The sequence below is a fragment of the Bradyrhizobium arachidis genome, from assembly GCF_024758505.1.
In the GTDB taxonomy this organism is placed as follows: domain Bacteria; phylum Pseudomonadota; class Alphaproteobacteria; order Rhizobiales; family Xanthobacteraceae; genus Bradyrhizobium; species Bradyrhizobium manausense_C.
On sequence record NZ_CP077970.1, the window covers coordinates 6,989,098 to 7,007,396 of the forward strand.

The 18,299-nt window shown below is 58.0% G+C and carries 14 protein-coding genes and 4 pseudogenes; 5 read left to right on the top strand and 13 right to left on the bottom strand.

Annotation, left to right across the window (positions count from 1 at the left end; genetic code table 11):
- Nucleotides 1-243: 243 nt before the first annotated feature.
- Together KUF59_RS32445 and KUF59_RS32450 are read right to left on the bottom strand one after the other, a co-directional pair.
- Nucleotides 244-492: a DUF6894 family protein gene (locus tag KUF59_RS32445; RefSeq protein WP_212458697.1), complete on the bottom strand. Its 249-nt coding sequence runs from the start codon at nt 490-492 to the stop codon at nt 244-246.
- Between the two features lie 825 nt (nt 493-1,317).
- Nucleotides 1,318-1,524 (bottom strand): annotated as a pseudogene (locus KUF59_RS32450) (ISL3 family transposase); the annotation flags it as partial.
- Nucleotides 1,525-1,642: 118 nt separating this feature from the next.
- Between KUF59_RS32450 and KUF59_RS32455 the strand changes: the two are divergent.
- Both KUF59_RS32455 and KUF59_RS32460 read left to right on the top strand, forming a co-directional pair.
- Nucleotides 1,643-1,966, top strand: a pseudogene (locus KUF59_RS32455) (transposase); the annotation flags it as partial.
- 61 nt (nt 1,967-2,027) lie between these two features.
- Entirely contained in the window at nt 2,028-3,371 is a 1,344-nt protein-coding gene (locus KUF59_RS32460; protein ID WP_212458698.1) for an IS701 family transposase, read from the top strand.
- 303 nt (nt 3,372-3,674) lie between these two features.
- Here KUF59_RS32460 and KUF59_RS32465 read toward each other — a convergent pair whose 3' ends face one another.
- The 4 genes from KUF59_RS32465 to KUF59_RS32480 all read right to left on the bottom strand — a co-directional run bounded on the left by KUF59_RS32465 (nt 3,675) and on the right by KUF59_RS32480 (nt 7,351).
- A complete protein-coding gene (locus KUF59_RS32465; RefSeq protein WP_258767429.1) occupies nt 3,675-3,836 on the bottom strand; it encodes a hypothetical protein in 162 nt (53 codons plus the stop codon).
- Between the two features lie 82 nt (nt 3,837-3,918).
- Nucleotides 3,919-5,259 carry a Na+/H+ antiporter NhaA gene (gene nhaA, locus KUF59_RS32470; protein ID WP_212458700.1) on the bottom strand — a complete coding sequence of 447 codons (1,341 nt, stop codon included), beginning with the start codon at nt 5,257-5,259 and terminating at the stop codon, nt 3,919-3,921.
- A 1,439-nt stretch (nt 5,260-6,698) separates the two neighbouring features.
- Entirely contained in the window at nt 6,699-7,016 is a 318-nt protein-coding gene (locus KUF59_RS32475; protein WP_212458701.1) for a PilZ domain-containing protein, read from the bottom strand.
- Between the two features lie 17 nt (nt 7,017-7,033).
- Nucleotides 7,034-7,351, bottom strand: coding sequence for a hypothetical protein (locus KUF59_RS32480; protein ID WP_212458702.1), 318 nt, complete (start codon nt 7,349-7,351; stop codon nt 7,034-7,036).
- Nucleotides 7,352-7,941: 590 nt separating this feature from the next.
- On the opposite strand from KUF59_RS32480, the gene KUF59_RS32485 reads away from it, so the two are divergent.
- Nucleotides 7,942-8,646 (top strand): helix-turn-helix domain-containing protein, encoded by a 705-nt coding sequence (locus tag KUF59_RS32485; protein WP_249140358.1) that lies wholly within the window; start codon nt 7,942-7,944, stop codon nt 8,644-8,646.
- A gap of 103 nt (nt 8,647-8,749) precedes the next feature.
- Here KUF59_RS32485 and KUF59_RS32490 read toward each other — a convergent pair whose 3' ends face one another.
- A complete protein-coding gene (locus KUF59_RS32490; protein WP_258767430.1) occupies nt 8,750-9,667 on the bottom strand; it encodes an FAD-binding oxidoreductase in 918 nt (305 codons plus the stop codon).
- 71 nt (nt 9,668-9,738) lie between these two features.
- A pseudogene (locus KUF59_RS44410) lies at nt 9,739-10,125 on the bottom strand (FAD-binding oxidoreductase); the annotation flags it as partial.
- On the opposite strand from KUF59_RS44410, the gene KUF59_RS32500 reads away from it, so the two are divergent.
- Entirely contained in the window at nt 10,124-11,146 is a 1,023-nt protein-coding gene (locus KUF59_RS32500; protein WP_258767432.1) for a LysR substrate-binding domain-containing protein, read from the top strand. The pseudogene KUF59_RS44410 and the gene KUF59_RS32500 overlap by 2 nt on opposite strands.
- A 158-nt stretch (nt 11,147-11,304) precedes the next feature.
- Here KUF59_RS32500 and KUF59_RS32505 read toward each other — a convergent pair.
- The 4 genes and pseudogenes from KUF59_RS32505 to KUF59_RS32520 form a co-directional block, all read right to left on the bottom strand.
- Nucleotides 11,305-12,626: pseudogene (locus KUF59_RS32505) on the bottom strand (IS1182 family transposase); the annotation flags it as partial.
- A 175-nt stretch (nt 12,627-12,801) separates the two neighbouring features.
- Nucleotides 12,802-14,664 carry a caspase family protein gene (locus KUF59_RS32510; RefSeq protein WP_212458705.1) on the bottom strand — a complete coding sequence of 621 codons (1,863 nt, stop codon included), beginning with the start codon at nt 14,662-14,664 and terminating at the stop codon, nt 12,802-12,804.
- A 368-nt stretch (nt 14,665-15,032) separates the two neighbouring features.
- Complete coding sequence (locus KUF59_RS32515) at nt 15,033-15,320, bottom strand: hypothetical protein (RefSeq protein WP_212458706.1); 288 nt, start codon at nt 15,318-15,320, stop codon at nt 15,033-15,035.
- A 713-nt stretch (nt 15,321-16,033) separates the two neighbouring features.
- Complete coding sequence (locus tag KUF59_RS32520; protein ID WP_212458707.1) at nt 16,034-16,504, bottom strand: primase-like DNA-binding domain-containing protein; 471 nt, start codon at nt 16,502-16,504, stop codon at nt 16,034-16,036.
- A 135-nt stretch (nt 16,505-16,639) separates the two neighbouring features.
- Between KUF59_RS32520 and KUF59_RS32525 the strand changes: the two genes are divergently transcribed.
- On the top strand, nt 16,640-17,497 hold the full coding sequence (locus KUF59_RS32525) for a DNA primase family protein (protein WP_212458708.1): 858 nt from the start codon (nt 16,640-16,642) through the stop codon (nt 17,495-17,497).
- 10 nt (nt 17,498-17,507) lie between these two features.
- Here the strand turns inward: KUF59_RS32525 and KUF59_RS32530 are convergent, their stop codons facing one another.
- Nucleotides 17,508-18,290 carry a hypothetical protein gene (locus KUF59_RS32530; protein ID WP_212458709.1) on the bottom strand — a complete coding sequence of 261 codons (783 nt, stop codon included), beginning with the start codon at nt 18,288-18,290 and terminating at the stop codon, nt 17,508-17,510.
- Nucleotides 18,291-18,299 lie beyond the last annotated feature (9 nt).

The following is an 18,299-nucleotide window of genomic DNA, read 5'->3' on the forward strand; positions in this document are numbered from 1 at the left end:
GGGGCAGCGAGATTGCTCGATCTTCGGGTAGGAGCGAGATTCCGGCATGTGATGAACTCCCTTGGATCAGGCGGGAGCACAACACTCTCAGTCACCGATAACAGCCGAGGGCAGAGCGATGATGAGGCGAACCGTATCACCGTAGCGTGGTTCCCGACAGGGCAAACTGGGACACTGCCAGCTTGAAACTGTCGCGATCAAATGCCCGTCGTCGACGTGGAAAGTGCGCCCACCGAGGCGGCTCTACTGCTTGTGTCGTTCAATCTCGAACGTGAAACTTGCTTGGAGCACTGGTCCGACCGCGTCGCGAACTTCGACTGCCATCTGATGGCCTAGCTGAGATTTCGCTTTCGTCCATAAGGTCTGCTTAGTCATGCTGCCCAATGCTCGTGCGGCTTCGATTTGCACTGCTTTGAGATTGGGTAGTTCAAGTCCCTCCTCATCGGGAAAGAGGTCTGCCCCATCGCGCATGTCAAAGAAATAAAGGGTCATCTCGGCGCTCCAAACGCAGGCGGGAGCGCAAGCGGTCTCTCAGCCACCGACGCCTACAGATATAGTCTTGGCCGGTGATGCCTGGATAACGATCCCATTGCCCAGGAGTTGCTAGTGAGAGCTTTGGCGGCCGAAGTCCGGGGACGACAGCCACTCGCTTACACAGTCGCCTACAAGAAAGAGGTTGTCAGATGAGAGCTCCTTACCGCCAGAATACCGCGACGATCATAATGGCGACCGGAAGCATGCTAAGTGTGATGAAAAATGCAAGGCTGATGCGATCTCTCATGTCGCGCTCCTCCTATAGGGCGGGAGCGCAACGCGCGTTCTCATCACCGATAGTGGCCACGGTCCGGGCGGTGATGTTCTCAATGTACTTCCACGGAGCCGAAGGAGCCAGTGATTTACTTGTGCTTGGAACTATCAGGTCACTCGATGATCAGAATAGGCCAGCGCGACCGTCCAATTGGAAGCGCGATGGGTCACAAGCGGCAGTCGAGGCACGTACGCTCCCGCGTCCGGTCCACCGCCGATAACCGAAATCGCAATAGCCTCAGCCCTTTTTTCGACTAAAGGCCAACAGCGGGATGGCTCGCACCCTGTATAACGGAGGCCGCCAACCGAGGCGATACTAATTCATCTTGCGGCGCAACTTCCGAATAATCTCCCGCAGGTCATCTGCGTAGTCCGAAAGGATCCGCTGAGGTTCGTCCGTGCGGGAGGGCTTCGGCTCCTTCGCTTTGTTCTGATTGTCAATCGGCTTCCAAGTTTGACCCCTCATCGGCTTCCAATTTTGGCTCTGACGCAAGTTTGGTGCAGCGCCGACTATTCTGCACCGATTAGTCTGGCTTGAAGCAGATCGATCTTGCCGCGGCCGTACATTTGACGTCGGACGAGCTTGAGGCGCGTGATCTGACCTTCAGTCTGGCCGTTGGACCATGGTGAAGTGATCGCCGCCCGTACCGCCGCCTCATCCTTCGCGACGCCGCTGGAGAACGAGGCGACGAGACTGGCGCGGGCGCGCTCGATCCATGGGATGAGGCCCGCCTCGGTCTTGCGTCGGATCATCAGGTGGAATTCGGCGATGATGGACGCCGATCCCCCGGCTTAGGGGGTCAATATTGCAGGCCGAATAACACACGATGTTTGACTTGCCGGAAAACTGCTCTCTCGTCTGAAGTCTGGGTCAATGTTGCTTGCCGACCGTGGCTACGATGCCGATTGGATCAGAGAGCTTGCGATGAAAAAAGGCGCTTGGGTAAACATCCCGCCGAAAAGCAATCGCAGCGATCCGATCTGCTTCAGTCCGTATCTCTATCGTGCTCGCAACCAGGTCGAACGGTTCTTCAACAGGATCAAACAATGTCGTCGTGTGGCGACGCGCTACGATAGGCTTGCGGGAAACTACCTTGCCTTTGTCCAACTCGCATCTATTCGGCTATGGTTGGCCGCGCGTTATGAGTCCGCGCCCTAGCACTACTTTGGCAGATTGTTGATTTTGTCGCGTTTTATAGGATTCCCGAATCCATTTTTCAATGATTCATGGGTGGTCGGCTCTTGGAGGGCTGACCATGCCGGGATGGGAAGACGAACTCGAACGCTGGCTGATGCCGTTCTTGGACCGGCTGGGTCATAAGACCCGGCAGCGGATGTGTCCTCTGTATGTTGCGGGATTGATCGGTCCTGGCGATCGCAAGAGCGTTCAGCCGATGGCGGAGCGCCTTGCCACGAGCAACTACGACCAGTTGCACCATTTCATTGCGGACGGTGTCTGGGACGCGACGCCGCTGGAGACAGAGCTGCTCAACCAGGCGGACCGACTTGTCGGCGGCAGGGATGCGGTGCTGGTTATTGATGACACCTCACTGCCGAAGAAGGGTGAGCGCTCGGTCGGTGTTGCGGCTCAATACGCGTCGGCTCTCGGTAAAACGGCAAATTGCCAAACGCTGGTGTCTTTAACGCTTGCGCGCGGCGAAGTGCCAGTGATGGTCGCGTTACGTCTCTTTCTGCCTAACAGTTGGACAAGCGACATATCTCGTTTGAAGCGCGCTCGCGTGCCAGTCGAACACCGAACGCCACGGTCCAAGCCGGAGATTGCTTTGGCCGAGATTGACCGCGCGATGGCAGCCAACGTGCGCCTTGGATGTGTGCTGGCGGATGCAGGATACGGCCTTAGCGCACCGTTTCGACAAGGGCTAACAGAGCGCGGGCTGGCCTGGGCTGTCGGTATCCCTCGGCACCTGAAAGTGTATCCGGTCGATGTGAAGCTCATTTGGCCGATTACCAAAGTCCGCGGGAAACCACGAAAGCACCACGTGCCCGATATCTTATCGATTGCGGCAGAACAAATGCTGGCCAGCGCCAGATGGAAAACCGTGAGCTGGCGTAGCGGGACGAAAGGTCGGCTCAAAGCCCAATTTGCTGCTCTCCGTGTCCGGACCGCCGACGGCCCTCCGCAGCGGATATGGGATAAAGGTCAGCAGCATCTCCCAGGCGACGAAGCCTGGCTCATTGGCGAGCAACGTGCCTCCGGGGAGAAGAAATACTATCTTGCCAATCTTCCGGCGGCGACGGATCTGCGCACGCTGGCCGCCACCATCAAGGCACGGTGGATTTGTGAGCAGGCGCATCAGCAGTTGAAGGAGGAGCTTGGACTTGATCACTTCGAAGGGCGATCATGGCAAGGTCTTCATCGCCACGCCCTGATGACAATGATTGCCTACTCCTTCCTGCAACATCGTCGCCTCGCATACGCGGGGCGGAAAAAAAAGAATCAACGGGCCTCCGCCTCAACCAACCATGCCCGCCGTACGTCACGCCATCGTCGATCTCATCCTTCGGCCGCCGTCTCAGCAGTACTGCCGAAAACAAATCCTTGAAAAACAGTGGCGCAAACACATTCTGCCAAAGTAGTGCTAGCTAGGACGCTTCACAACTAATATCAGCGTTGCGACGCTTAATTTCTGCTGCGCGGACCTCGACCGACATCTTGGTGCGGTCGAGGAAGGCGGCGATTGCCTCCCATGATGCAGCAGCAGCTCGCATTTCTAGCAGTACGGCCTCGTCCTGTTTCGTCCAAGCCTTTTGTCGGCGCACCGAAATCCTCCCGTCTGAATGAAAGTCCTTTAAGCAAAGTTCCCTTACGAGGAGCTGACGGAACCCGCGACAGATGGCCGCTTGGCTCAAATTTCGCCGCTCCGCGTCGAAACAAGCCGCACGGCGAAAGCGCCTTCGATATTGGCCTTGGCATAGTCCTGCACGGCCGCAATGAGCTGGTGGACAGCCGTGCGGTTGTATGACGGATGCTTTGGATTCAAGTGAAGGTCTGTTTCGACGATCATCACTTGAGTTATTCCTGAGGATAAAACCTCGACGGCAAATGAAACAAACGAGACGTGGGGAGCTTTGAATGGCATTGCGGTGCCTTCACGAACGTCGCTGGGAACTGAATCCCCAGCCAAGACCAAGAGTTGCGGCGACAAGCGACCCTAGGAGGACGCCCAGTTTCGCGGCCCTCAACAATCCTTCGTCGGAGAAGGCGAGCATCGCGATGAAGATCGACATGGTGAAGCCGATCCCCGCAAGCAGGCCGACCAGCCAGACGCCGCCCCACGAAACTCCAGGCGGAAGCCGACACCATCCAAGACGTACCGCGACCCAGCTAAAGGCGACGATGCCAAAGGGTTTACCCAGCGCAAGTGCGAGGGCCGTGCCGAACAGAATGAACTGTGTCCCACCGTAGAGTCCGCTCGCCGTTAAACTCACGCCGGCATTTGCGAGTGCAAATAGAGGCATCACGCCGTAAGCGACCCACGGGTGCAACACCATTTGAACCCGCGACACCGGTGGCAACAACTCACGCTGGGCCACGTGAAGCTCGCGGAGTGGCTGCCCCAGCCGGTGCGGGTCCTTTGCCTCCACTGCATCAGTTCTTCGCAATTGCTTGAGTACGCGCGAAACCACCTCCAATGGGTGCTCCCGCATGGGAATCGACCGTGCTGGCGTCATCAGACCGAGCACGACCCCAGCCAGGGTCGGATGGATGCCGGCAACAAAGAAGCCCACCCACACCAACGCGCCGGGCAGGATGTAGGCGGGTGCGGAACCGACACCGATCCGCTGAAAGCCGAGCACCAGGAGAATACCAAGTGCTGCAACAACAAAACCACCAAAATGAAGAGTGTCGGTATAGAAGAAGGCGATGACCAAAACCGCGATGATGTCATCGATAATCGCGAGAGAAAGCAGGAACACCCGTATATTGACCGGGATTGATCGCCCCAGCAAGGTGAGCACGCCAACAGCAAAAGCAATGTCGGTCGCGGTGGGCACTGCCCATCCCTGGGCACGAACAGCATCGGTGTTAAAGCCGAGATAGATGCACGCTGGGACGATCACCCCACCGCTTGCGGCAATGAGGGGAAGAAGCGCGTAGTCTACTTTACTGAGTGCCCCTTCATGGATTTCGCGGCGGATCTCCATCCCGACAACCAAGAAGAAGGCAACCATCAACGCGTCGTTGACGAAGAAGTGCAACGATCGCGAAAAAGCGAACTCACCGATGCCGATGGTAAGAGGCAGGTCCCAGAGTGTGTGATAACTGTGGGCGAAGGGCGAGTTGGCCCATATGAGCGCTGCTGCGGCCGCGGCCATAAGCGCGCCGCCACTAACGGCCTCCACGTGTAGGAAGCGTTGCAGGGTATGGATAGCCTGCTCTGCTAAGCGCTGGGAGCGGGAGATGTCCTCGAAAGGCGGTCGGTTAAGCATGGGGCGCGCGTGCTCCGCGAGGCGGCCCGACCATCGCTTGACCTGTCGCTGCGGCACGCAGCGAGCACCCGAGCGCCGTTATACATCGCGATGGTAACAATTCAAGCTTGGAGGAATGATCCGCAAGCCAACTCAGCGCTTACAAATCACGCGCGTGGTTCGATAATCGCATTTGCCGCCCATAGACTGGAACTCGGGGGCTAACATGATCTCATAGCGGCGACAGTTCTTCGCTGCCACTGCCTCTAGACCGTCGGCGCAACTCACGAAATGGGTATGATAAGGGCAGTCATCCTCTTTTTCGCCCTGGCAGACTAAAAGATCCGTCGGCCGGTAAAGGTACGTGAGTCCGATCCAGATCATCAGACCGAAAAGGCCGACAAAGAACGCCCCTAGGGCCGCCCAAATGCTTTTCAAAGATCGAACTCCAGCATGGTAGGTCCAGCTAGACGGCCAGAGCGTCATTTCTTGGTAGTTTACATGAATGCTCGTGTCCAAGATTTTGAACGGCCGCAAGTCAGCTATGGTTCCAAAGACGGACCTTGATCAGTGGTGCAGACATGTGCTTCCGCCTAAGCACCACACATCATTCGCAAATGAGATTCTATGGAATAAGTCGTCCCTTGAACGAGTCGACGACACGATGCGCGCCTCCGGCTCCCCGTCAATTTCGATGATACTCATGTGAACTGTGTCTCTCCCTCCCAACTAACTTGCTTGGATAGCAACACTTGTCATGTCTTTCCTCGAACAGAGGCCAGCATGAAAATTTACACACGCCAACAGCTCTACGAATTGATCTAGTCGGAGCCGATGCGGGACGTTTTGCGCAGACGGTCGGGATATCTGATAGCGGGGACTGCGGAAACGCCGTTTAAATGCGTTATACCGTTCCCGCCCCAGGGACGCAGGAACCGAGCACGCGCTGGACATATCATCGAAGTTATTCCACTGACACCACGGCCACCAGGCGTTCCCGATGAGAGATTGACCTCGGTGCTTGGAGCGATCGTGCACGTGACCATCGGCTCAAGACGATTGAATTTTCTGCTCCGTCGTTCGAGCCAATTGAAGCCGTCGGGGAGCGAGTGGCGCGGAAGCTGGGTTTCGCGCAGCCTTAGCTCCAATTCCGATGCCGTCAGCGCCATTTACCTGTGCCGTGCGGCAGATGTAAAGGACGCCGCGGTGATTTCGCCTTCTTACGCAGAACGATCCTTGATCCTCTGGAGGCTCGTTGAGCCATATCAGCGCCTCTCGCGGTCCTAGAAACAAGACACGCTCTTCCGTGGCCGATGATGACTCACCGCTGGAGAGGTAAAGGATAAAGCCTTTGCGATGGTCGTGCAGTAGCGCTTCTCTGGCCTGACTGATTGAGAGAGAGTGGGTATCGATGAAGGGAATAATCCTAGAAGAAATAAGCTGCATATAAGTGGCTCTTCTTATTGTGAAGGAGCAAGGGGTCTCGGTGCGTTCGCTTTGCCCTTTGTCGTTGCGGTGACAAAGTGAACGCCGACGCGTGTGCCATCAACCCAAATCAGTTCGCACCGTCGAAATGCCAGGCCGGTGGAGGATAGAACCAGGAAGAATTCCTGTGCCTTCAGCGGCTCGGTCGAGCCCTCTACCTCAAGCTGGGCACCCGTTGTAGAAATGTCGAGCAGAATGCAGCTTCGCTGCCATGTTCCATCAACACCCATGATGTTGACATTATGCTTGTGATCGAACCGGACACGGTCGGCTTTTCGCTTGTTTGCGATCATCTGCAATTCTCAAGTGACTAATCATTTTTCAAAAAGATCGGTGCCTCCTTGCGCACAGCCTCAATAAGCTGCTCGATCCTCGCAGACCGAGCCACTAATGTCGTTCTGGCTGCCTCATCCATGTTGATCTGCCTGATGATCAATCGGATGGACGTACTCGCGAGATCTAGAATGAAGATGGCCTGGCGCAGGTCTTCTGTTGTTTCAATCTGTAGAGCTTCAACTTGTGCCACCAGAGCAACGACGGTCGTTAGAATGTCAGACGGCCCTGGGCGGGAGAGGCTTGGCTCGGACTTCCGCTGGCAGGGCGGCTGAAATTTCACAAGCTTAGGCATTCTCGCTGTGCTCCAGCGCTTTGCAATCACTGCCGTTACAGTTTCGTGTTTTCAAAAGCGAAAGATGAGAATGAAAAAGCAATAACTCGACGGACCACACGCGAGGGCCGCTTTGTGACAACCGGGGCTCCGCCAACTCGCTTTGGAACGACTAAGTTTAATGATTGGATTTCACGCTCAACTGGTTAACAAAGACTTATGGAGTTGCGGCAGTCGGTATTGCGGTATTAGGGTTGCGCAAGAATACGCGATCGAAATTCGGCAAACTTTGGGAGCCGTCGTTTCGTGGTCAAATGCTCAACCCGTAATATCCCGGGGTTTCTAAATGAGAGCGATGTCTGGCACCCTGACAGGGACAAATAGCGAAGCTCTCCCACGGCTGGCGCCAAAGATATATCGCTTTACCGATCTCGATCAGTATCGAACTGCCGTGCGAAATCTGGAGGTGGAGTTTACACCTCTGGTGCGAAAGGATTTCTGCTGAGCAAATCATCCTAAATCTCCCAGGATGCGGCATCAATTTCGCCAAGTCCTTTCCACGTATCGCCAATGGTCGGCTTGCCAAAAATTGCACCGCTATCGGCTTTTCGATGGACGACGGCGTCCCTATTCGCTTCAACGGGGTGGAAAGAGACCGTTCCGCTGTCGTGATTGGAAGCAGCGGCGCCGCATACACCACAGTCGAACTGGCCGAGCGGCAATTTGCGTCGATCATCTTTACGCAAGAGATACGGGATCGCGGCTGGCCGAAACCAGGTCCAAATTGGAACGTGTTTGAAACGAGCGCCACTGCGCAGCATCACTTGCGGGAGCTAGTGAGGCAGGTCTTAACGGTTTCCCCTACGTTCGACGCCAGCGAGACAGGCGATATTTCTTTTGCGATCAGGGAGTCCTTGCTTGCCGGCGTCGATGCCGCATTCGCCCACTTGGTTGACGCAAGCTGGGCCTCTCGTGCGAACTCCGTTCGGCATTTCCAGATCTATCGGGACATCCAGGCCGTATTGTCTGCTAACATTGGGCGTCCGATCTACAGCGAAGAACTTGCGCGCCAAGTTGATGTCTCTGTACGCAGCATGCACGCTGCGGTTCAGCGATACCAAGGAATGAGTCTGCATCGATATTTGCGCCTGAGGCGTCTTTGGCTCGTTCGGCAACGGCTGCTGGCCGGAGCGGATAGCGTAAAGGCGAGTGCGCTCGCTTTCGGGTTCTGGCACCTGGGTGATTTCGCCAGGAGCTATCGCCTTCACTTCGGTGAAACGCCCTCGGCCAGTCTGGCAAAATTGCGCCAGCTCTGATCGGCGGCATCGGAGAATCTTGTGGCTTTACCGCCTCCTTCGCGCGGTTTGAAGTCTCCCGCGCTAAGTCGCGCTATCCGGCACCACTAGCACACGATTTCAGTCAGACTAATGGCCTGATGTTTTGATTCATGCGGAAGAAGTTTTTGGGATCGTATTTGCTCTTCAGCTCACGAAGACGACGGTAATTCGATCCGTAGGCAGCGGGAACGGGATCGATGCCTTCATCGTCCCCGAGATAGTTCACATATCTGCCAGTCGCGGCGAAGGGCTCCAGCTGTGCGTAGGTATCGCGGGTCCAGGCGATGCATCGATCGGTCATCGCAGCATCCAACCATTGGGTCAGGATCAGGAAATTGTAGCCCTCTTGTCGATGCGGGAAAGCCGTTTCCTCGACGCCGACCCGCACTGCGGCCCCGTGGACGTGCTCGACAAGAATCTGCCCCATAGAGGTCGGGCAGCGCGCGAAGCAGGCGATCATTGTCCCGATCGCGTCATCGCTGAGTTCTCGCAGGAAGGTAGATTTCCAGTAGTTGAACGCGCCCTTGGGATATCCTGCGTCCAGCATGCTGTTGAGCTCGCAATAGTCCATGGGACCGATCCCGTCCAATGCCGGAGTGCCGAATTGCTTAAGCCGACGCACCGCCAATTCGCCAGCTGCGAGTGGACCGCAATGACACGTCACCATCGCCGCCAGTTTCATGCCTGATCCATCAGGTGCATGAGCCAACGTGGCGACAAGAATTTGTTCATCAGGAAGCGATGATGTGCTTTCGCGGAACAGCGACAGCACATCACGGCTACGATCGAACGGATGCGCGATCAGACCGCCCGTGATGGCGGGCCCTATTGGGTGAAGCTGATATTCCAGGGTGGTGGCGATACCAAAATTGCCGCCGCCACCACGAGCAGCCCAAAACAGGTCCGGCTCCTCCGTTTTGCTGGCGCGTACCAATTCGCCTTGGGCATTGACCAACTCGAGCGACGTAAGGTTGTCGAGTGCCAGACCATATTTGCCCATGAGCCAACCGAGACCCCGCCAAGGGTCAGCCCCGCGATGCCCGTGCTCGAAACAACTCCGCCTGTGACCGCCAGGCTGTGCCGCTGGGTTTCGCGATTGAGCTCTGCCCAAGTGACGCCGCCCTGCGCGCGCACCCTTCGGCGTTCGGTGTCGACGCGGATTCCTTTCATCTGCGAGAGATCGATCATCACGCCGCCGTCGATCGTTGCGCGTCCTGCTACATTGTGACCGCCACCACGGACCGCAACCTCGAGACCAAGTCGTTGGGCGAGCCTTATCGCATCGGTTACGTCGGAGGTATCGCGACATTGCGCGATGAGCGCTGGCCGTTTGTCGACAAGTCCATTGTGGACCTTTCTTGCCTCCTCGTAGCCCGCATCGCCTGGCTGCATAAGTGAGCCTCGGAAGGTTTTGCCAAACTCCGCCGCCTCGGCGGCAACCGATCGGACTGTCGTCATGGTGCGCTATCCCTTCGTTGTGCCTCGTCACTTGTCACACCCTCTGTGCGGGGAAGGCAAATTCAAAGAATTTGGCTTGAAGATGAATATAGTTCATCTAGGCTGGGGCATGAGCAAGTTGCCGCCGCTTATCGAACTACGGGCGTTTGAAGCTGCCGCACGGCACCTTAGCTTTAAGAAGGCTGCCTCCGAACTCGGAGTAACGCCGACTGCGATCAGCCACCAAGTCCGCTTGTTGGAGCAATATTGCGGGAGGGCACTATTCCGGCGCAGACCGAGACCACTATCATTGACAGATGCCGGCGCTCGGCTCTTTCCAGTCGTGCACGCCGGTCTCGAAGCCTTCGCCACCGCTCTCGGCACGATCAGGCGCAAGGACGATCGGCAGGCCCTTCGTATCACGACAACGAACGCATTTGCCGCTCGATGGCTCGTGCCGCGCCTGCCGCACTGGAGAAAACAGCGCCCCGATGCACCGCTTGATATCATCGGCACCGACAATGTTCTTGACTTACCTGCGGGAGACGCGGATGTCGCAATCCGCTATGCCACGTCCCGCCAAGCGCCGCGAGAGGGCATTGCAGAAGAGTTTTTGAGCGATACGTATTGGCCGGTGTGCAGCCCTGACTTGCTTTCCGCCAGAGGCCGGCTGAAGAATGTGGCCGATCTTCGAAAGCAGGTCCTCGTTCATTCCTATTGGTTTCCGTCTGACATAGACCCACCTAGCTGGCAGCGATGGCTCTCAGTCGCCAGGCGCAGGTGGCGCAACCTGCCCGATTTCACGGACATGCAACATCTGAGTTTCCGAGAGGAGCTTCACGCCATCGAGGCGGTCGTCGCAGGCCAAGGCGTCGGGATTTTTAGCGATGTGCTTGTGGCGGCTGAACTCGCATCCGGCGCGCTTGTAAAGGCGTTTGATCTCAGTTTACCCGGCTACCAGTTCTACGTCGTCCGCAGGCCAAGCCATCCCCGCGAAAGGATCATTCGCGCATTCTCCGCCTGGTTGCGATCGGTTCGATAGGCTCGGATCGACACCGCACACGAAGGCGCAGAGGCAGGTTCGCTCTGGGGTCAAATACGGACCTTGAGCAATGGTTCGGACACGTCCGCTTCTGGCAGAGCACCGGACTTCATTCGCAAATGAGATGTTATGGAAGAAGCAGGCAATGGCTAGGCGAGCGTCAGGAAGTGCGTGGCACCCATCCAGGCCTTTATGGTTCCGAAGGGATGCTCGGCCGTCTGACGGCGTAAGGTCATCTTGTTGGGGTCTTGGTCGAGCCGCCGCTGAACCTTCTCCAGCACGGCCTCGTGCTCCCAGCGCGCGATGCGCCGCTCAGGGCCGGTCGTGCACTGAGCTTTGAGCGCGCAGCTTTGGCAGGCGGTCGTCCAGTAACGGCGCAGCATCTTACCATCCTCTTGGCCGGTGAAGCGGTACGTCAGCCGTTCGCCAGCAGGGCAGCGATAGACGTCCTCGGCCGCAACATAGACGAAGTCCTGCTTGCCAAAACGACCTGCGGCTTTCGCGCCTGAGGTCAGCGGTTTCGGCAATGTGACCGTGATGCCGGCCTGCTCACAGGCGCGAAGCTCTTCGCCGTCGTAGTAGCCGCGATCAGCAACGACCTCGAGCGTCTCGACAGCCATCTCGGCACGGGCCTGTCCGGCCATGTCGGCGAGCTGGTGGCGATCTGTGCCCACGTTGGTCACATCGTGAGCCACGATAAGATGATGCTGCGTATCAACGGCAATCTGCACGTTGTAGCCAACGATGCCGGTATCCTTGCCACTTGTCGCCATCGAGCGTGCGTCAGGATCGGAGAGCGAGATCTGCCTGTCCTCGCTCTTCATCATCTCCGCGTTGATCGCGTTGAGACGGACGATCTCCTCCTTGAGCTTCTCGATCTTGCCCTTCAACCGCTCAACCTTCGCCTCCGGCACCGCATCGCCATGCCGATCGGCGGTTTCAAGCTGAGAGAGGTAGCCGGCGATGCTCTCATCGATCCTCTCAAAGCGCCTCTTCATCTTGGCCTCGGTGAAGTTCTTATCCCGTGCATTGCAGCCTTGAACTTTGATCCGTCAATGGCGACGCTCGCGGTACTGAGCAGCTCAAGCTTGCGGCACAGCGCGACGAACTCGCGACAGACCTCACGAATGGCCTTGCCATTGTCCTTGCGGAAGTCCGCGATCGTCTTGAAGTCCGGCGCCAGCTGCCCGGTTAACCAGATCATCTCGATATTGCGCAGGCATTCCCGCTCCAGGCATCGGCTCGACGGAACCCGATTCAGATAGCCGTAGATGTAGAGCTTGAGCATAGTGCCCGGGTGATAGCTGGGTCGGCCCGTGTCAAATGGCTGGACCCCGATGAACCCGAGCTTGTCGAGATCGAGACCATCGACGAACACGTCGACCGCTCGCACCGGATTATCCTCGGTCACATAGTCATCGAGCGATGCCGGGAACAGCGTGCTCTGCCCGCGGTTCACCCCTTCAACAAAGCGCTTCATTAGATGCAGGGAATCTTATCGCGCGAATCACGGCAAACAGAGCGTTTTCACACAGCCTGGGCCAACAGCAGAAATCCAGGACCCGGCTTGCTATGAGGAGACCTTCGACTGAAAATCTTGATCGGGACTTCCTCGCGCTAATCCTCAGTCACAACGCCGCTTTCCCAGCGCCTCCTCAGTTGCAGACTTCGACGCTGCCAGTAGAGCCGCCCGCGTTATTAGCGCCCCGCTGGGCCGCTGCCGCTCCACTCAAGATTTCGATGTGACACCCCGGCCGGACCGGCCGACAGCCCGCATTGCTACAATAGATTTGCCCAGTCGCCTGCGGCTTCGAGGGCGCAGCTTCGGTTTTCTTCCTCTCGTCGTCCCGCGGCTTGGCATCGTCGCGGGTCGCAACCGGCTTCTTGTCCTGGACCCTCTCGCACTCGTTGTCGTCGTTGACGCGATAGCCCGCGCGGCAGGTGATTTTCACGCAAGCGTCGCCATCAGCTTTGAAGCCGCGGTCGCAGACCAGCGGGCAGACGCGTCCCTGCTTCCTCTTGATCGCATCGAGGGCGTCGAAGCTCGCGAGATTGGTGTCCAACTTCGTTCCTGCATGTTTGTTGAACAGCGTCAGCGACCGCTGCGACGTCGCATTCCACTCTCCATCCGATGCACCGGTCAGGCATCCAACGCGGCGAAGTTCCGACTGCACCAGTTTGGCCGTCTCCTGCGGCGAGAGACTGGACGGCGACTGCGTTGGAGCAACGGCTGCAACTTTCTGCTCGCCGTCACGCTGCGCCTTTTCGGCCGCCTGTCTTGCGGCAAGCTCGGCAGCCGCCTTGTCGTTCGCGATCTTGTCGGCGAGCGCCTTCTCGGCGGCCTGCTTGTCGGCCAGCGCCTTGGCCACGGCGGTCTCGGCATCCTTCCTGCGCTGTTCGGCTGCGGCGGCCTTGGCTTCCTCGATCTGCTTGGCCTTCTCGGCGGCGAGCCGCGCGTCCTCGGCAGCCTTGGCAGCGGCGGCGGCCTTGTCCTGCTCGGCCTTCTTGGCCTTCTCAGCCATAAGCCGCGCCTTCTCCTCTTCGGCTTGGCGGGCCTTCTCGACGGCGGCGGCGCGGGTCTCTTCCGCGGCGATCCGGTTCAACTGCCCCTTGGCCAAGCTGGCGTAGAATCCGTCTGCGTACTTTGCGAGGAATGCGGTCCAGACCTCGCGAGTGCCGATTTGCAGGGCCAGCTCATAGTCGCGACGGATCGCCTCATCGGGGTTCGCCTGTGGTCCCGTGGCAACCGGCTTCGCTACGACCAACGGTACGTCGTCGCCGCCGAGCGAGCCGTAGACATAGGGCTCCTGCTTGTTGCCGGTATTTTTCAAGACATCGTCGCGGACGAAGCGGAAGGCCTTCCCCAGGTCGAGCCCCGGGGTCGGGAGGCGATCGACCAAGGCCGCCGCGAACGGACTGTTTCTGGAATCGCCATCTGACGCTGTCGAGCCCGCCTTCGCTGCGAAAGCAATCATGGTGTTCGGGCTCGTCGGCTCGATCTTGGCGAGGCCGCGCCCGATGGCGCGCGAGGCGATCGTCCGCTTCATCGTCTTGGCGAACGGATTGTCACGGCAAGCATCGAGAATGATAAGGCGGAGCTTCTTCGCGGGATCGACCGCGAATAGCGCGCGGTCCAGAGCAATCGTCTCGTCGAGAACGTCGCTATCCCTCTCCAGCGTTGCGTCGGTGGGGATCAGATAGTTGATGCCATCAAGTTCGATGCCGTGACCGGCGTAATAGATCACGGCGACCTCGGCATCCCTGGTCTTGTCGCCAAAGTCACGCAGTGCCCTTCGCATCTCCGCTACATTGAGGTCGAGCTTGATGTCGACAGCATCGAAACCGGCCTTCTTGAACATGCCCCCGACCAAGGTGGCATCGTTCGCCGGGTTGGTGAGACGGGCCACGCTCTTGTAGGCCGAATTGCCGATCACCAGCGCCACGCGCCGCTCGGCCATCGCCGGTTCACATCCCAGCCACACACCAAAAATGATCAAGAGAAACCGAAGCGCGCCCATTACAGCCCCAAATCAAACGTGAGCAGCGTATTCGCAGCCTGCCCAAAGGCAAGCCTAGGTTATGTGAGGTCGGTCACAAAGACGCTGTCAGCCAACGCGATCAGGATTGGCACTTTGTCTATGTCAGCCAAGGGTCCATTCGCGTCGGTTTGGTATGCCTGCAACCGCGTCCGGATTTCCCCGAACAGCCGACTCCGAAGTGAGGGTTGCGGCTCGACGCGAAGGGCCAAGACTGACCCTGCTCCCGTCGAGCCGGCCACCTGAGTGCGAAAGGTAACCGCAAGAAGCCAGCGGATGAGGCCACCGATCAGTCTGCCGCGCAAAGGCTAGTGGGCCGCGCGGTGCGGACTGTGACGACGACAGCGACGCTACATACTGAGCGTATGTGCCTCGAACGCGGTTTCCTGCGGCGGCCCGGCCAATCCCCCTGCGATGCCTTGCTTCAAGCGCGGCATGAGAATCTGTTCGCGGAACCGTTCCCAGCTCTCCTTCGTGTCATGCACCGCGATCACGGTCCAACCACCCGGCGTGGGCCCGGCGGTGTGGAAGATCTGACCCGTCGGAAGGCCGCCCGAACTCGGATGTACAGCGGCAATCGACTTCTCGTACTGATCCTTCGTGCCGCCGGGGAAGTAATGAATGATCGCGTAGGCCATGGTTTCTCTCCAACGGATCAAGTGGCCCCCTGCTGTATCGTAGTTCGCGAATGTTGGTGCGTCACGCGAAACGTTCAATCGCTTCTAGCCCGCCGCCCCTCGGATCAACGGTCGCAACGATCATGAGCCGAGGCGATCCCGCTGGGTAGCTTCGCCTGCCCTATGGCGCTTTGGGTCAAAGACGGACTTTGGAGCACCGGTGCCGGCATGTCTGCTTCAGTCTGAGCACCGGACATTATGGCAGAGCCCGTGAAACTATCGCCGCAGGGTTCGATGCTCCGGCTTCAATCGCTGAAGGTCAAGGCGACCCAGAACCACTGCACCACCGACGTAGATAGTCCTGCTGCATATGCAGGACGGCCACGGGTCCCTCTGGCACTTGGATTCGGCTGCGGGTAATTCGCACCCCTCGATCTCGCTAGCTGGAGCACTCCAAAAGTTAGGTTGACACGGTTGACAAAGTTGACGTCGGTTGACACGCGCCCGGCCCCTTACCAGCTAGCAGACCAAACTTTCGAGGTTAACGCGGTTAACACGTCGGTTAACACCCCGACACTTCCTGTCCGAAACCAAGCCTTCCTGCGCGCGCGGGCGCGCGCCTAAGGAGTTATGTGCAAAGAAGTGTCGAAAGTGTCGCAACTGTCGGGAGGGGCCATTTTTCCCGAGCTTTTCGGCCCCCGACAGTTTCTGGGGTCTCGTAATTTCCGACACTTTCAACCGTCGTTTTCCGCCTCATCGTCCCCCAAATCGTCTTCGGCGGGGGCGGCATCTGCAAAGTCACTCACCGCCTTGGTGGCTGCGATGTCCTTCCAATAGCGTTCCTCCCCGCGAGACTGCTCGTAATCTCGCTCTTTCATCGCACTCGTCAAACTTTTCTTTTTCCACGGCCGTTCGCCGTTCTTCCTGCTCCAAACTATGAATAAGTTATGGAGTTCTCCGTTGGACATCCGCTGCCCCTCCGCCCGCGTCGTACATTCTTGGAGGAAGCGACCAAGAACGTCGCTATCGCTGCGGTATTCTTCCGTCGTCTCCTTGATCTCATCGGGGACGAGAAGGCCATGGTCGATCCAATCGCGGAGGCCATCGAGCAATCGATTCAAAATGCCCGAAGCCTCCGCCTTTAGCTTTGCCGATAACTGCCTATCAATGTCCTGCTCCGGAATCGTGATTGCCCACCGGACCATGATCAGGCGGCGCCACGTCCCCTGAGAAGCCTCACCGTCGTCGAAGTTCGATCTCCTGGTGCCAAGTGCGAGCGGGAAATCAGGTTATCCGACAAGCTAAGGGATTGGGGCCGAGAGACAGAAAACGATCGGCATTTGACGGCGCTGCGTAAGCAGGCCGAACCGATGATGGCGGTCGACCAGGCTCGGCTTGATGCTGATCCGATGAAGATCAACACAAAGAACGGGACCCTACAGGTCAATCGCAAATGCGGTGATGATGATCCGGTCAGCTTTTGCCCTCACGATCCTGCCGATCTGATCACGAAGGTCATCGATGCCGAATACGACCCTAGTTCGACGTGTCCGGTGTACGATGCCTTCCTGAAAAAAGTGCAGCCCTCATCTAAAGTACAGCGCTTCCTGCACCAATGGGCTGGACTCGGGCTGACCGGTGACACGTCAGAACAGAAGCTGGTGTTCTTTTGGGGAAAGGGACGCAACGGCAAAACCACGCTGGTCGAGGCGTGGGCCTCGATCTATGGCGACTACGCGTGCTCGCTTGCCGTTGAGACCTTCATGGACAATGGCAGGGGGCGGAGCGGAGGTCAGGCAACGCCAGATCTCGCGCTCCTGCCGGGGATCAGGTTCGTTCATACCGATGAGCCGGCGCGGAATGCGCGGTTATCGGAAAGCCATGTGAAGTTGCTGACAGGCGGCGACACCATCCAGGCCCGCGAGCTGAACAAGGGCTTTTTCAGTTTCAAGCCGCAGTTCAAGTTGACGATGTCGGGCAACTATCGGCCAAAGGTGGATGGCGGTGATTCGAACTCGCGACACGGCACTAAGCATGTTCAGGTGCGCCGATCAAAAGGCGACGCCAATTCGCAGAAAGATCGCAGATTTCAGCGTGGCGACTCGGTGGCGATTCCGGACAAACAAAAAGCCGCTCGTCAGAGTGGCTTTTTGAATTTACGCTGCAAATTCAGCGGCTTGTTTGATTGCAGGAATTGAACCTATGACCTTATGAGCCTGACGAGCTATGAGCGTATTCCTCCGGTCTCTCGGAGCTTTCAATAAGCAAAATCCTAACTCCAACAGCCGAGCGGGCGTGCCCTATAAGCCTTGCAACATCCTCTTGCCAATGAGGCGCGTAGACAAGCACCGTCTCATAAAGGCCGGCGGCGACCAGAACGTTGCGCAGGAATTCCTTGCGCTGCCTCATGAACGAGGCAGCCGTCCCCCCGACTTTCCGGCCATCCATGGCCACCATCGGCGGCTTTCCAGGAAGTCTGATGACGAGGGAAGGCTTGGTCTGGGAATCGAAGTATCGGGCGTCGCCGTCGTCATCGAAGCTCAAGATCGACAGGCCTTTGAGATCGACCTGTCTCTCCTTGAGCTCCTCGATCACCAAGTCCTCCAACCCCACGAAAGAAGTATTCCTACGCCGCTTGGCACTCTTCCTGGTCGTCTCCAGTTCGGCCGCAACTTCATCGATCGTCATGTTGCCGGCCGCGACCTTGTCGAGCAGTATCCGCCGGCGTGAGGGATCGTGGGCGGCGATGCGCGCAATATTCTCGACCGCCCCGAGCGGCAGACGGCCGCCGGGAGGAAGATCGGTGATCCCCTCCGCCTCGAGGAACTGCGCGGCCGCGATGTACCGGCGCAGGCTGTTGTCTGAGAGCTTGGTCTGCTTCGAGAGCTTCTCGATGTATTTGCGACGCTCGCCGCGGCCCAGTGCCAGATAGGGTTTGATGTGCGGCCGGATGTAGACCAGCCAGTTCGGGAGGGTGGGTTTGCCGACCATGATCGTTCA